Consider the following 15,372-nt stretch of genomic DNA (forward strand, 5'->3'; position numbering starts at 1 on the left):
GAACGCTATTGCTTAAATTGATATATTAACAAGACTATATTGCAGTTTATGCAACATTCTTTTTTGATGGCTATTGACAGCAAAAATATTCAGTAAAAGGCGCAATAACTATGGATCTACGTGATTTAAAACTGTTTTTACATCTTGCAGAAAGTTGCCATTTTGGACGCACAGCCAAGGCAATACATGTCAGCCCGTCCACACTTTCACGCCAAATCCAACGACTTGAAGAACAATTAGGGCATCCATTATTTCTACGAGATAACAGGACAGTAAAATTGACCTCCGCGGGGGAACAATTAAAACTATTTGCTCAGCAAACGCTTTTACAATACCAACAATTACAACATTCTCTTAATCATCAAAGTCCATCTTTGACAGGCGAGTTACGCCTTTTCTGTTCAGTTACTGCCGCTTATAGTCACCTTCCACAAGTTCTGGATAAGTTCCGAGCTGAACACCCTTTGGTGGAGATCAAATTGACAACAGGAGATGCTGCTGATGCTGTCGATAAGGTGCAATCTACAGAAGTGGATTTGGGTATTGCCGGAAAACCGGAGAAGCTACCGGATAATATCGGTTTTACCAAAATCGGCGAAATTCCTTTAGTATTGATTGCGCCCTCGTTGCCTTGTGCCGTAAGAGCGCTGGCAATGCAGGAACAACCGGATTGGAATGCGATTCCGTTTATTTTGCCGGAACATGGGCCTTCCCGTAAACGCATTGAGCTTTGGTTCCGACGGAACAAAATCCACCACCCACAGATTTATGCTACCGTTTCTGGTCATGAAGCGATTGTTTCCATGGTCGCGTTAGGTTGTGGTATCGCATTAATTCCTGCGGTTGTGGTTGAAAATAGCCCTGAACCCGTCCGTAACCGGGTGTCACTGTTGGAAAATATTTATCTGGTTGAACCGTTTGAATTAGGTGTCTGTGCGCTTAGCAAACGGCTGCATGAACCTCTGATAAAGACATTTTGGGGATTATTGTTATCTGACAATAAAGTGATGACATGATACAGGCAATCAATAAAATCCCCTATGCCGTTAGGTTATATGAGTATAACAGCCAATATTTGGTGCTCTCACATAATATGAAAACAGAGTGGCACCACCATCCATGTCTTCAATTAACGGTTTCACCTCATTATTCAAAGATAAGAATTGATACAGAACAAAGGCCGCAGCAAGCCTATGGATTTATTGTTGCCAGTAATATTAAACACAGGCTACATACTGAAGATGAACCCTGTTTTAACTTTTTGGTGGATCCCATTCATCCTCTCTATCACTTGCTATTACACAAAATCAAAAATTCAGATATCGTCTACCTCGAATCAGAATCATCCCGCCTGATAGCAGATTATTTCGTTTATTGTGTGCAATCTAATACTTCGCCTAACATTCTCATTCTCAATTATTGGCTAGGCCAATTAGATGACTGTGATTGTTATTTGGATGACCGGATTGTCAAAGCAACAACGCTCATTTCTGAATTATCAGTTAAGTGTATTTCTTCCCATGAAATATCCAAACGTCTCTATTTGTCGGAAAGCCGCTTTTTACATCTGTTCCGGCAAGAAATGGGGATCAATTTCCGTGGTTATTTACTCTGGAAACGATTCCACCATGCCTTTGAAAATATCCATTCTCCTAACTCACTCACTGCACTGGCCTATCAAAGTGGATTTTCTGACAGCGCCCACCTTAGCCGAACGTGTATGAAGTTATATGGATTACGCCCCTCCGAATTAAAGAATGCCAGCGCTGATTTTGCTGATTATTTTTCTCTATAGCCAATAGATTTCGAGTTGTATCAAGGTGGCAAGTGAATGAATGAAGCCAACAAAGAGACAGCTTGAAAAATGAAGGGCATAGCCAGTTTATTCAATTAAAAAACATATCTCCTTATTAGGCTACTTCCCCTGAACGACTCATTACATGAGTCATTCAGGGGTTTTAGTCAGATCACTACAACCATAATTATTTTTGTTTCCAATTAAATTCATGGGATAAATAGTGGAGGAAAAAATGACATCGCCATCAGATATGGAGAAAACATCAAAACGCAAGCCAGTGCTGATCCTTGTGACATTTTTATTTATCTCAGCAGGCTTAGGTTATCTTGCCTATTGGTTTACAGCTCTTCGCCATTATCAGACGACTGACGATGCCTATGTTGCCGGCAACCAAGTTCAAGTCATGGCGCAAGTGTCAGGCAGTGTGACAAGCATTTATGCAGAGAATACCGATTTTGTCCGGCAAGGTGATATTTTGATACAACTGGATACGGTAGATGCAGAACATGCATTAGAACGAGCCAAAAATATTCTTGCCAATAGTGTCAGACAAACACATCAAACAATTATCGATAATGAGAAATTACTGGCGAATGTTGCTCTGAAACAAACGCAGTGGCAGCAAGCGGTAGAGGATTTAAAGCGACGAGAGCATTTGGGCACAACGGGCGCCATTGCCAAAGAGAACCTGAGCCATGCCCGCAGTCATGTCCAGATAGCCAAATCTGAATTAGATGTTGCACGCCAGAAATTCCGCGCTAACAAGGCGCTCATCATAAACACGCCGCTTGCCCAACAACCGACGATCCAATTGGCTACAACCCAACTTCGGGATGCATGGTTAACTTTACAACGTACCCGAATTATTGCACCCGTCACAGGTTATATTTCTCGTCGCAATGTTCAGGTCGGCTCACAAATAAAAAACGGTACTCCTTTAATGGTCATTGTCCCAACCGAACAACTCTGGGTTGATGCCAATTTTAAAGAAGTTCAACTTGCTAATGTACGCATTGGGCAACCTGTCACACTCATCAGTGATTTTTACGGGAGTGATATCAGTTACAAAGGACAGGTTATCGGTCTGGATATGGGGACTGGCAGCGCATTCTCACTGCTTCCTGCACAAAACGCCACAGGCAACTGGATCAAAATTGTTCAACGTCTCCCCGTTCGTATTGAACTGGATGCCCGACAGTTGGCAAACCATCCTTTGAGGATTGGTCTATCTATGCATGTTTCTGTCGATACTCGCAATCAGGATGGCGAGGTTCTATCCAAAAAACCTCGTCAAGGCAGCGTATATGAAACCAATATCTTGTCGCACGACACCGAAGAGATTGAACGGTTAATTGACGAGATTATTCACTCGAATTCCAGTCGCTAATCTTTGTGAAAATTAAGTGAGATAGGTATGTCAAAGGAGCCATTATCAGGAACCAAACTGGGCTGGCTAACGCTAGCTTTAGCGCTCGCTGCTTTTTTACAAATACTGGATCTGACCATTGCCAATGTGGCTATTTCAACTATTGCAGGCGATTTAGGTTCATCAACATCTCAAGGAACTTGGGTCATTACCTCGTTTGCCGTGGCAAATGCCATTTCTATTCCGTTAACGGGCTGGTTAGCAAAACGTTTTGGGGAAGTGCGTGTTTTTTTGGTCGCAACTATCGCATTTGTTGTGGCTTCTTGGCTATGCGGCATTTCCCATAATTTGGAAATGCTGATTATTTCCCGTGTCTTGCAGGGGCTTGCTGCTGGCCCAGTTATCCCTCTTTCACAAAGCCTGCTTCTGAATAACTACCCTCCGATAAAACGGAATATGGCATTGGCGCTTTGGTCCATGACCATTGTTGTTGCCCCCGTTTGTGGCCCGATATTGGGAGGCTGGATCAGTGATAATTACCGTTGGGGATGGATATTTCTGATCAATATTCCTTTTGGTCTCGCTGTGATCGCAATCACTTGGGTCGTGCTCAAGGGACGAGAAACTAAAAAAGCAGCCAGCCAAATTGATGCGGTGGGGCTGATTTTATTAGTCGTAGGCGTTGGGTGTTTTCAGTTATTACTTGATCGAGGAAAAGAATTAGACTGGTTTAATTCAATAGAGATTATTACATTAACCATTATTGCGGTTGTTTGCCTGACGTTTCTCATTATCTGGGAATTGACCGACAGTTCCCCTATCCTCGATTTATCACTATTTAAATCCCGCAACTTTACCATTGGTACCGTGTGTATCAGTCTGGCTTTCTTGTTACATATAGGAACTCTTGTCCTACAACCCCAATTATTACAGATCGTTTTTGGTTATACCGCAACTTGGGCTGGTTTAACTATGGCGCCATTGGGGATCATGCCGATAATGCTTGCTCCTCTTATTGGCCGTTTCAGCTCAAAGATCGATATGCGTTATCTGGTGATATTCAGTTTTATCATTTTTGCCCTATGTTTCTTCTGGCGAGCCTATACTTTCGAACGCTCCATGGATTTTACAGCCGCAGCATGGCCTCAGTTTGTACAAGGATTTGCTATCGCCTGCCTGATTATGCCATTGAACGCCATCATATTATCCGATATTGAACCTGATAAGGTCGCTTCCGCTGGCGGCTTATTCAACTTCCTTCGTACTCTGGCAACATCAGTGGGAATATCTATCACAACAACGATATGGTCAAACCGTGAGTCTGTGCACCATGTTCAACTCACTCACACAATGACACCTTATAACCCTATTTCGACACAATCTTATGAACATATGCAGCAACTTGGCTTATCGCATACACAAATAAACAGCACTCTGGCACGTGAGATTACTTATCAGGGGATGATTATTTCGGCCAATGAGATTTATTGGTTGTTCGGTTTTATTTTCCTGATGATGCTGATTTTGATAAGTCTGGCAAAACCCACCATCGGGAAGAAGAAAGCATGATGTCGAGATAGACAGAATACATTGCCACAAAAAGTACATCGCCAAAATAGCACCTTTGAAGGTGCTATTTTCTTTCCCGTGTTAATTCTTCACCACTATTAAATTATCATTTCAACAGCAAGTTAAATGAAGGGTTGCTGGTTTCATCATGATATTCGTAGCCCAGATCATCCAAATGGCGATCAAAACGGACTTCCGGCCCTGAAAGTTCGAAAGCCGCCAATACTCGGCCATAATCCATACCGTGGCTGCGATAATGAAACAAGGTGATATTCCAGTGAGTCCCCAGTGTCTGCAAAAATTTCAGCAATGCTCCCGGTGATTCAGGAAAGGCAAAACTAAATAACCGCTCCTGTAAAGGCTTGGATGGCCTGCCTCCGATCATGTAACGAACATGCAGTTTTGCCATTTCATCATCAGTAAAATCAGCGACCTGATATCCCGATGCTTTGAGTTCTTCAATGATTTCACAGCGTTCAGCATTTCCCCGACTCAATCTGATACCGACAAAAATACAAGCTTGGTTTGGATCGGTCGCATCCGAATAACGATAACTGAATTCCGTCACGACACGAGTCCCCAGAGTCTGACAAAAATTCAGGAAACTTCCCTTATGTTCAGGAATCGTAACAGCCAACAACGCCTCTCTTTGCTCTCCCAGTTCACAACGTTCAGACACGTAACGTAAACCATGAAAATTCACATTGGCACCAGAAAGAATATGCGTCAGCCGTTCTCCTTGGATCTGATGCTGTTGGACATATTTCTTCAAGCCCGCCAATGCCAATGCTCCTGATGGTTCGGCGATCGCCCTGACATCTTCAAAGATATCTTTCATCGCTGCACAAATGGCATCGCTGTCTACCGTAATGACATCATCAACATATTGCTGGCAAAGACGGAATGTTTCATCGCCAATACGTTTAACTGCAACACCTTCCGCAAATAGCCCAACGCGAGGCAAATCGACCGGATGACCAGCCTCCAATGCCGCTTTCAGACAAGCTGAATCTTCGGCTTCTACACCAATCACTTTAATTTCGGGGACAAGTTGTTTGATGAGGACAGCAACGCCAGCAATCAAACCTCCACCACCAACGGGTACGAAAATACGATCAAGATGGGCATCCTGCTGCAAAAGTTCCATAGCCAGTGTCGCTTGACCCGCGATAACCGCAGGATGATCAAATGGCGGTACAAAAGTATAACCCTGCTCTTTCGCTATCATGATCGCTTTGGATTTGGCTTCGTCAAAATTTGCGCCGTATAACAGGACTTCGCCCCCAAAACTGCGTACTGCATCAACTTTAATATCCGCTGTCGCTATCGGCATAACGATAGTAGCTTTCGCACCAACCTTACTGGCAGATAACGCAACACCTTGAGCATGATTACCCGCAGAAGCCGTAATCACCCCTTTCGCTTTCTGCTCTTCAGACAAGCTGGCGATCATCGCGTATGCGCCACGCAATTTAAAGCTATGCACTAACTGGCGATCTTCTCGTTTAACTAAAATTTTATTGCCTAAACGAGCCGATGTTTTTTTCATTTCCTGCAATGGGGTAACCTGAGCAACATCATAAACAGGTGCGCTTAATGCAGCTTTAAGATATTCCGACCCTTTGGGTTTATCTGTCTTAAGAGGATAAACAGCCACAATTAACTCCCCAGTTTGGTTTTATCGCGCACAGCACCTTTGTCGGCACTGGTCGCCAATGAAGCATATGCACGCAACGCAAAAGAAACTTGGCGCTCACGGGATTTCGGTGTCCATGCCTTATCTCCACGCGATAATTCAGCCTGTTGACGTTCAGCAAATTCTATTTCGTTAACATCTAGCTGAATTTTACGGTTTGGAATATCAATATTGATGAGATCGCCATTATTCACCAACCCAATCAAACCACCACTCGCCGCTTCTGGAGAAACATGTCCAATCGATAATCCCGATGTGCCTCCTGAAAAGCGCCCATCCGTGATCAAGGCACAACTCTTGCCCAACCCCATTGATTTTAAATAGGTAGTTGGATAGAGCATTTCCTGCATGCCGGGACCGCCTTTCGGACCTTCATAGCGAATAACAACAACATCCCCCGCAACGACTTTGCCGCCTAAAATCGCTTCTACCGCATCTTCCTGACTTTCATAAACTTTGGCAGGACCACGGAAAGTCAGGCTTCCTTCATCCACTCCTGCCGTTTTCACGATGCAACCATCTGCGGCGATGTTGCCAAACAAAACTGCCAAACCACCATCCTGACTGTAAGCATGGGCACGCTCACGAATGCACCCTTCTTCTCGGTCTGTATCCAAAGACGGCCAGCGACAGTCTTGAGAAAAAGCCTGTGTGGTCCGAATACCTGCCGGGCCTGCCGAATACATACTCTTAACGCTTTCATCCTGTGTCAGCATAATGTCGTACTGTGCCAGCGTTTGTGGCAAATCCAACCCCAACACATTTTTTACTTCTCGATTTAATAACCCTGCCCGATCCAATTCACCGAGGATACCAACTACGCCTCCAGCGCGGTGCACATCTTCCATATGGTATTTTTGAGTGCTTGGAGCAACCTTACATAAATGAGGAACTTGACGAGACAGACGCTCAATATCTGCCATAGTGAAATCAACTTCCCCTTCTTGCGCAGCTGCCAGCAGATGCAGAACGGTATTGGTCGAACCGCCCATTGCGATATCCAATGTCATGGCATTTTCAAATGCCGCTTTGGTCGCAATGTTACGCGGAAGGGCACTATCATCATTTTGTTCATAATAGCGTTTGGTCAGCTCGACGATGCGTTTGCCTGCATTAATGAAAAGAGTTTTACGATCCGCATGGGTAGCGAGAAGAGAACCGTTACCCGGTTGCGAAAGACCCAGCGCTTCGGTCAGACAATTCATCGAATTCGCCGTGAACATACCAGAGCAAGAACCGCAGGTCGGGCAAGCCGAGCGTTCAATTTGATCACTCTGTTCATCACTGACGTTGGGATTGGCTCCCTGAATCATGGCATCAACCAGATCCAACTTGATTATCTGATCAGATAAGCGTGTTTTCCCTGCTTCCATCGGGCCACCAGAAACAAAAATCACGGGGATATTCAAACGCAATGATGCCATCAACATTCCCGGCGTAATTTTGTCACAGTTGGAAATACACACCATCGCATCAGCACAGTGAGCATTGACCATATATTCAACTGAGTCAGCAATCAGCTCACGTGACGGCAATGAGTAGAGCATTCCACCATGCCCCATCGCAATGCCGTCATCAACAGCAATAGTATTGAATTCCTTCGCAACGCCTCCTGATGCCTCAATCTGTTCTGCCACCAACTTCCCTAAATCCCGTAAGTGGACATGTCCGGGCACGAACTGAGTAAATGAATTCACAACGGCAATGATGGGTTTTCCAAAATCGGCATCGGTCATGCCCGTCGCACGCCATAAAGCGCGGGCTCCGGCCATATTGCGGCCATGAGTTGTTGTGGCAGAACGGTATTTAGGCATTGTCTTCACTCCCATGTCTTATCTAATTATTAGGAAGCAGGTGGGGAACGAGCCACCTGCTAAATATTGTATTTTTTATTAAGGGCTTACAGGGTCTAACCAACCCCACTTATCTTCTGTTGTCCCGTTAAATAAGCCAAAGAATGCATTTTGGATTTTTTTAGTGATAGGTCCACATTTACCAATACCAACTTGAATACCATCAACACTGCGAACTGGCGTAATTTCTGCTGCTGTACCGGTCATGAAGACCTCATCAGCCAAATAGAGTGACTCACGGGAAAGTGTCTGCTCACGTACCTCTAAGCCAAGATCCTGCGCCAATTTGATGATGGCATCACGCGTAATACCCGGCAGAGCGGATGAAGTAAATGGTGGCGTAAACAGAATGCCATCTTTCACTTCAAACAAGTTTTCCCCTGCTCCCTCTGAAATGTAACCATGAACATCGAGAGCAATACCTTCCTGATAACCATGACGACGAGCTTCACTCCCCACCAGCAAAGAGGAGAGATAATTTCCTCCTGCTTTTGCGCCTGTTGGGATCGTATTTGCCGCGACTCGATTCCATGAGGACACCATTGCATCAATTCCCTGATCGAGAGCTTCTTCTCCGAGATAAGCCCCCCACGGGAAAGCCGCGATGATAACGTCAGTTTTATAACCATCGGGAGGATTGACTCCCATGCCAACATCCCCAATAAATACCAATGGTCGAATATAAGCACTAACTAATTTATTTTTGCGGAGTGTTTCACGACAAGCTTCCATTAATTCATCAACACTCTGGCTCACCGGTAAACGGTAAATTTTGGCTGAGTCATGTAAGCGCTTCATATGTTCACGATGACGAAAAACAACCGGCCCTTTGTGAGAGTCATAGCAACGAATCCCTTCAAATACCGAAGTACCATAATGTAAGGCGTGGGACATAACATGAACTTTCGCATCTGCCCAAGGCACCATTTCTCCGTTGAACCAAATATAATCAGCCTGCTTTGTCATTCTCAGTTTCCTTCAAATACGCATTATGCGCTTATTAATAGTGATTTTTTGTGTTGGATCTCGACACCAGCAACGTCGACTAATTTCATCAGTTGAGAAAAAAGTAAATTAACGGGACGCTGACTGGCGACGGTGAGTTCAATACTTACATTATCACTATCTGTTGTATGATCCATATTCAATGCGCATATCTGAAATCCACGGTGACGGGTAACTCTCAGAATTCGCTCCAAAATTTCAGGACAAAATCGCGCCTGAATAGCAAGTTGATGCTGCATCATAATGACTTCTCCAACATGGTTGCGTTACTTGCGCCTGGTGGAACCAATGGCCATACATTTTCTAATTCATCAATGGATACATGTAATAAATACGCACCCTCGCTGTTGAACAAGGCATCCAATGCGTCGTTCACCTGTGCTTTATCTGTGATTCTCTGCCCGGGAATACCAAAGGCTTCCGCCAATGTCAGAAAATCAGGATTATCTGTTAAAGTGGTTTCGCTATAACGCTCTTCAAAAAACAGTTCTTGCCACTGACGGACCATGCCCAAGCGCTGGTTGTCTAATAAGATCAGTTTGATTGGCAACTGTTTTCGTTTGATAGTTCCCAGCTCCTGAACATTCATCATGAAAGAACCATCACCGGAAATACAGATAACCATATCTTCCGGACGTGCCATCTGAGCACCAACCGCTGCTGGAATGCCAAATCCCATCGTACCCAGACCACTTGATGTGATGAAGTTTTCCGGTTGGCTAAATGTCATGTGCTGGGCCGTCCACATTTGATGCTGCCCAACATCGGTTGTGACCACCGTACTAGATGGCGCACGATCAGAAATTTGCTTTAACAGCGATGGAGCATAAATGCTCTCACCCTGATATTCATAACGCCATGTATATTTGTTTTTTAATTGTTTGATTTCTTGCTGCCAAGACTGAATTGATAAAGGCTGCTGTAAGTGAGGCAACAATGTTTTCACATCCCCCAATAATGAAACATGGGTCTGACGTAATTTATTGAATTCAACAGGATCAATATCTAAATGGATCACTTTGGCATAAGGGGCAAAGGTATTTAATTTCCCTGTCACGCGATCATCAAAACGGGCACCCACCGCGATTAACAAATCACAAGATTGAACAGCAAGATTGGCCGCTTTCGTGCCATGCATCCCTAACATGCCTAAGTAGCATTCATGTTCAAAATCCGCAGCGCCCAAACCCTTCAATGTGGAAACAACCGGGGTCCCTGTCTCTGCAACAAAACGCCGCAATTCAGGAGCAGCACCAGACATGCCTACTCCGCCTCCCACATACAAAACAGGCTTCCGGGATGAAGCCAACAACTGGCGAGCCTGTTCCAATTCGTGTTTAGGAAGGGGAGACTGAGGGGATACGGGTCTCAGATACGGTGCAAAATCACATTGGGCTAACTGGATATCTTTCGGTAAATCCACCAAAACAGGGCCGGGGCGACCACTCATCGCGATGGTAAAGGCATCAGCCATTATTTGGGGTAATTTTTCCAGTGAATCAACAAGAAAGCTGTGTTTTGTGCAGGAAAGAGACATACCCAAAATATCAATTTCCTGAAAGGCATCCGTCCCTATAAACTCAGAACTCACCTGACCAGTAATCGCCACAACAGGAACCGAATCTAACAACGCATCAGCCAATCCCGTGATTAAATTTGTCGCACCTGGCCCTGATGTTGCAATGCAGACTCCGGGCTTGCCACTCGCCCTTGCATAGCCGATTGCAGCCATAACAGCGCCTTGTTCATGACGGCATAACAAATGCTCAATTCCCCCGTCATATAAGGCATCATAAACTGGCATGATGGCTCCACCGGGATACCCGAAAACTTTTTCAATTCCCTGTGTTCGTAATGCTTCTACAACCGCTTGTGCCCCGCTCATTGCCGTCCCCCGTTGTGTTTACCTTATAATTGGCTGTTGTGATGTCATGTTATGCTTGTTTCTATGTGCCAAAAAAAACCCCCGCGCCTTTCGGTGCGGGGGTTTTTTGAAATCTGGCTATTTTGTCTAAGCCTTCCTTCGTCCAAGTGCAGCCCCGCACGGTGGGATAATAATCACCACCACACTCACAATAATTAGGCTAATCACTAGGACAAATGTGTTCATAATTCTCTTGGTTTTAATTTTTAGGCTTAACGTATAATTAAGAGTTATCACTTTCTATGATTGTTGACAATGTTTATTTTTATTTTTTCAGAATAAATTTATTTTATTCATAATTTTCATCAAGATAGAAAAATCAATAGATAAATCCACTAGAATTTATTCCTTTATCATCCTGAAAAAATCACTATCTACCTGTTTAATAAAATAATTACCAAGTAAAATCATAAAACAGTAATTTAATCTTCCACCTACGAATAACACGACAACAAACAATATTATTGATGAATAGTTATTATCATTAGCAATGATAACGCCAATAAAAATGAAGAAAAAATTACTAATAAACAATGAAATAATTTTAAGATTACATGATAAGTTTATTATTAAGTTTCTTTAACAGAAGAATGGCAGTTAGTCATATTATATATAAATAACATGTAGTTATTATTAAACGAGAAATAAGAAATATTTTCAGGATTACTGTAACAGTAAATATATTTACGAATCTCTTCACAAAATACCAAAAGGTGACTTTCTATTATTTTTTATAAATTTATGATAGCCACTTTCTTGCTAAGGAGAGCATCATGGCACTCGCCGTCATTCATACACGGGCAACTATTGGTATTGATTCTCCTATCGTCACAATAGAAGCCCATATCAGTAATGGATTACCCGGTCTAACTCTCGTTGGGTTACCTGAAACTACCGTTAAGGAAGCTAGAGATCGAGTCAGAAGCGCACTACTCAACAGTGGCTTTACTTATCCACCGAAAAGAATCACTGTCAATTTGGCACCGGCAGATCTCCCGAAAGAAGGGGGAAGATATGACTTACCTATTGCTATCGCAATCTTGGCTGCATCGGAGCAAATCGCAACAAATAAACTACATCATTATGAATTTTTGGGGGAATTGGCGCTTTCTGGTGAAATACGGCGGATTATGGGAGCTATTCCCGCAGCATTGAGTGCAAAAGCAGCAGGTAGGCAACTAATTCTGTCCTCAGAAAATCAAGCTGAGCTGGCAATTTTATCCCAGAATGAAACCCTGATGGCAAATCACTTACTGCAAGTCTGCCACTTCTTACAGGGAGAAAGCTGCATCTTATCCCCTCCTCCACCTATTGAACTACAAGCCGAACCATGCGTTCTGGACATACAGGATATTATTGGCCAAGAGCAAGCCAAGCGAGCCTTGGAGATCACAGCTGCTGGCGGTCATAATCTTCTGCTACTCGGGCCTCCAGGAACAGGCAAAACCATGCTTGCCAGCCGATTATGTTACTTACTACCCTCATTAACGCACCAGGAGGCTTTAGACGTTGCCGCAATCAACAGTTTATCCGGATGTCCAGCATCCACACAAAAATGGCATACACGCCCATTTAGGGCTCCTCACCATAGCTCGTCAATGGCAGCTCTCGTTGGTGGAGGTTCAATACCTAAGCCGGGAGAAATTTCTCTTGCGCATAATGGTGTATTATTTCTGGATGAATTGCCTGAATTCAACCGAAGTGTCCTCGATGCACTACGTGAGCCATTGGAATCTGGTGAGATCGTGATATCCCGAGCAAGAGCAAAAGTCTGCTTTCCTGCCCAAGTTCAGTTGATCGCTGCCATGAATCCAAGCCCAACGGGCTATCATCAAGGAGCGCACAATCGAAGTAGTCCACACCAGATATTGCGCTACCTTTCTAAACTCTCGGGCCCTTTTTTAGATCGTTTTGACCTCTCCATTGATGTTCCCTTGCTTCCTCCTGGTATTTTAAGCCAATCATCAACCAAACATGGAGAAAGTAGCCATGAGGTCAGAAAACGTGTACAAGCTGCCAGAAAAATACAAATAGAACGATGTGGCCACATCAACGCTCATCTCAATAGCAAACAAACTGAAAATATTTGCAAACTTAGAATGGAAGATGCCATTTTTCTGGAAAACACATTATTAAAATTAGGGCTATCCATACGAGCCTGGCACAGAATACTCAAAGTTTCCCGTACAATTGCAGACTTAAAAGAACAAAAAAGAATAGAAAAACCGGATATTATGGAAGCACTCAGCTATCGAAGTATGGATAGATTACTTATCCAATTACAGAAACAGGCTGGGTAAAATTAGAAAAGGGGGCGTTTTTGCCCCTCTTGATGGATCATTAATATCAATGATGGTATTAATCATCAGTATCGGTATAGTCCTCGGTAGGATCTACCTGCGGTTTTCCGCCGGAAAGAGTATGAAAACGTTTTGGACGGCTGATTTTTGCCAAATACTTAGTCCATACCTTTTCTTCAATTGTTACGGGCGCTCTTTCACCACGGCAAACAGCAACAAACAGTTTTTCTTCTTCTGTTTTCGGTTCGCGTTTCCCAAGATCCAGCTCATTGAACGCATTACCAGAGCGTTCTAGTAATTGAGCTTCTTTGATGGTGAAATCACCATGACGGGAAAATCCACGCGGATAATGTTTATTATCGAAAAAACGATTAGTCGTGATGAAGCTTTCAGCCATCTGACACACTCCTAACTCTAATGTCATACTAATTATGGCGCGGAGTATTAGGGAGGCTTGACATTCTGTAAAACAAAATATTTAAATCTTAACGACAAAAACTATTGGAGATGCATGTGGACACTGAATTACTGAAAACCTTTTTGGAAGTCAGTAAGACTCGTCACTTTGGTCGGGCCGCTGAATCACTCTATCTAACACAATCCGCTGTTAGCTTTCGGATCCGCCAATTAGAAAATCAGTTGGGTACCAATTTATTCACACGGCATCGCAATAATATCCGCCTAACAGCAGCCGGAGAGCGCCTTGTACCCTATGCAGAGTCACTAATGAATACTTGGCAATTAGCGAAAAAAGAAATCAACTATGTTGCCCAGCATACAGAACTCTCTATCGGCTCTACAGCATCGCTATGGGAAGGTTACCTGACAAACTGGCTAAATAAATTTTATCAAATTCATCAGGAAACAAGGGTCGAATCTCGGGTTTCTACACGCCAGTCGCTAGTTAAACAACTCCATTCTCGAGAATTAGATCTCTTAATTACTACAGAACCCCCAAAAATGGATGAATTCCAAAGTCAGTTGATCGGTAACATCCAACTTACTTTATTAACGACTCAGCATAATATTGAAAAGGGTATTGAAAATTACATCAAGTTGGAATGGGGAGCTGATTTCCATCAACAAGAACAACTGATTTTAAAGAATGACCATCCTCCGATCATTACAACCACATCAGCACATATTGCCAGAGAACTATTGGATAGCGTAAATGCTACCACCTTTCTTCCAGTACATTGGCAAGAAGAATATCCAAAACTTGTAGCCTCACCCAATAACGAATTAATAGAGAGACCATTGTATGCAGTATGGCTGCAAAACAGTGACCAGCAAGCCTTTATCCAACAACTACTAAAAATTCCTGTCGAAAAAGCACCTATAACGGCTCGAAAACAACTTTTATAAGAGAAAAAAGATAAGGGAAAAGGAAGAAAATATGAGAGTGCAGAAGAATAAATAACTTCTGCAAAAAACGACAATAAGAAGCAATATAATGAGTTGGTAAATAATAAACAAGAAAAAACCCAGCTAATCTTAGCTGGGCTATTAATCTGAAAGCTATATCAATTATTACTTAGTTGTTAACTGGCAGGGGCGGAGAGACTCGAACTCCCAACACCCGGTTTTGGAGACCGGTGCTCTACCAATTGAACTACGCCCCTAAATACGGTGGCGGTGCGGACGGGACTCGAACCCGCGACCCCCGGCGTGACAGGCCGGTATTCTAACCAACTGAACTACCGCACCACCGAATTTCTTTAACCTGGCTGCCTTTTGGGCCAGCAACCGGCTTTTAAATACATGTCTGGCAGTTCCCTACTCTCACATGGGGAGACCCCACACTACCATCGGCGCTACGGCGTTTCACTGCTGAGTTCGGCATGGGGTCAGGTGGGACCAC

The 15,372-nt window shown here is 43.6% G+C and carries 13 protein-coding genes, 2 tRNA genes and 1 other annotated feature; of the genes, 6 read left to right on the forward strand and 9 right to left on the reverse strand.

What is annotated here, in order from left to right:
- The first annotated feature begins 110 nt into the window (after positions 1 to 110).
- The 4 genes from ilvY (at position 111) to Xhom_RS02765 (ending at position 4,733) form a co-directional block, all read left to right on the forward strand.
- The gene (gene ilvY, locus Xhom_RS02750) at positions 111 to 1,016 is read left to right on the forward strand and encodes an HTH-type transcriptional activator IlvY (RefSeq protein ID WP_069317301.1); all 906 of its coding nucleotides are present in this window, start codon (positions 111 to 113) and stop codon (positions 1,014 to 1,016) included.
- Positions 1,013 to 1,795: a helix-turn-helix domain-containing protein gene (locus tag Xhom_RS02755; RefSeq protein ID WP_069317302.1), complete on the forward strand. Its 783-nt coding sequence runs from the start codon at positions 1,013 to 1,015 to the stop codon at positions 1,793 to 1,795. Before ilvY ends, Xhom_RS02755 begins: the two co-directional genes overlap by 4 nt.
- A 235-nt stretch (positions 1,796 to 2,030) precedes the next feature.
- Positions 2,031 to 3,185, forward strand: a complete 1,155-nt coding sequence (emrA, locus tag Xhom_RS02760) for a multidrug efflux MFS transporter periplasmic adaptor subunit EmrA (RefSeq protein ID WP_069317303.1) — start codon at positions 2,031 to 2,033, stop codon at positions 3,183 to 3,185.
- A 27-nt stretch (positions 3,186 to 3,212) separates the two neighbouring features.
- Positions 3,213 to 4,733 carry a DHA2 family efflux MFS transporter permease subunit gene (locus Xhom_RS02765; RefSeq protein ID WP_069317304.1) on the forward strand — a complete coding sequence of 507 codons (1,521 nt, stop codon included), beginning with the start codon at positions 3,213 to 3,215 and terminating at the stop codon, positions 4,731 to 4,733.
- Between the two features lie 106 nt (positions 4,734 to 4,839).
- On the opposite strand, the gene ilvA is transcribed toward Xhom_RS02765, so the two are convergent.
- The 6 genes from ilvA to ilvL all read right to left on the reverse strand — a co-directional run bounded on the left by ilvA (position 4,840) and on the right by ilvL (position 11,397).
- The gene (gene ilvA / locus Xhom_RS02770; RefSeq protein WP_084023179.1) at positions 4,840 to 6,390 is read right to left on the reverse strand and encodes a threonine ammonia-lyase, biosynthetic; all 1,551 of its coding nucleotides are present in this window, start codon (positions 6,388 to 6,390) and stop codon (positions 4,840 to 4,842) included.
- Between the two features lie 2 nt (positions 6,391 to 6,392).
- On the reverse strand, positions 6,393 to 8,243 hold the full coding sequence (ilvD, locus tag Xhom_RS02775) for a dihydroxy-acid dehydratase (protein WP_069317306.1): 1,851 nt from the start codon (positions 8,241 to 8,243) through the stop codon (positions 6,393 to 6,395).
- A gap of 78 nt (positions 8,244 to 8,321) precedes the next feature.
- Positions 8,322 to 9,248 carry a branched-chain amino acid transaminase gene (locus tag Xhom_RS02780; protein ID WP_069317307.1) on the reverse strand — a complete coding sequence of 309 codons (927 nt, stop codon included), beginning with the start codon at positions 9,246 to 9,248 and terminating at the stop codon, positions 8,322 to 8,324.
- A 23-nt stretch (positions 9,249 to 9,271) separates the two neighbouring features.
- A complete protein-coding gene (ilvM, locus tag Xhom_RS02785) occupies positions 9,272 to 9,529 on the reverse strand; it encodes an acetolactate synthase 2 small subunit (protein WP_069317308.1) in 258 nt (85 codons plus the stop codon).
- Entirely contained in the window at positions 9,526 to 11,172 is a 1,647-nt protein-coding gene (gene ilvG, locus Xhom_RS02790) for an acetolactate synthase 2 catalytic subunit (protein WP_069317309.1), read from the reverse strand. The genes ilvM and ilvG overlap by 4 nt, the downstream gene beginning before the upstream one ends.
- Before the next feature lie 126 nt (positions 11,173 to 11,298).
- Positions 11,299 to 11,397, reverse strand: coding sequence for an ilv operon leader peptide (gene ilvL / locus Xhom_RS02795; protein WP_071647081.1), 99 nt, complete (start codon positions 11,395 to 11,397; stop codon positions 11,299 to 11,301).
- 587 nt (positions 11,398 to 11,984) lie between these two features.
- Between ilvL and Xhom_RS02800 the strand changes: the two genes are divergently transcribed.
- Entirely contained in the window at positions 11,985 to 13,511 is a 1,527-nt protein-coding gene (locus Xhom_RS02800) for a YifB family Mg chelatase-like AAA ATPase (RefSeq protein ID WP_069317310.1), read from the forward strand.
- A 58-nt stretch (positions 13,512 to 13,569) separates the two neighbouring features.
- On the opposite strand, the gene Xhom_RS02805 is transcribed toward Xhom_RS02800, so the two are convergent.
- Complete coding sequence (locus tag Xhom_RS02805; protein WP_069317311.1) at positions 13,570 to 13,908, reverse strand: MaoP family protein; 339 nt, start codon at positions 13,906 to 13,908, stop codon at positions 13,570 to 13,572.
- 116 nt (positions 13,909 to 14,024) lie between these two features.
- Between Xhom_RS02805 and hdfR the strand changes: the two genes are divergently transcribed.
- Complete coding sequence (hdfR, locus tag Xhom_RS02810; RefSeq protein ID WP_069317312.1) at positions 14,025 to 14,876, forward strand: HTH-type transcriptional regulator HdfR; 852 nt, start codon at positions 14,025 to 14,027, stop codon at positions 14,874 to 14,876.
- 181 nt (positions 14,877 to 15,057) lie between these two features.
- Here the strand turns inward: hdfR and Xhom_RS02815 are convergent.
- Both Xhom_RS02815 and Xhom_RS02820 read right to left on the reverse strand, forming a co-directional pair.
- Positions 15,058 to 15,133, reverse strand: a tRNA-Trp gene (locus tag Xhom_RS02815).
- A gap of 8 nt (positions 15,134 to 15,141) precedes the next feature.
- Positions 15,142 to 15,218 (reverse strand) — tRNA-Asp (locus Xhom_RS02820).
- A gap of 67 nt (positions 15,219 to 15,285) precedes the next feature.
- Positions 15,286 to 15,372 (reverse strand) — a sequence feature (5S ribosomal RNA rRNA prediction is too short).

This window comes from Xenorhabdus hominickii, from assembly GCF_002632725.1.
Lineage (GTDB): Bacteria > Pseudomonadota > Gammaproteobacteria > Enterobacterales > Enterobacteriaceae > Xenorhabdus > Xenorhabdus hominickii.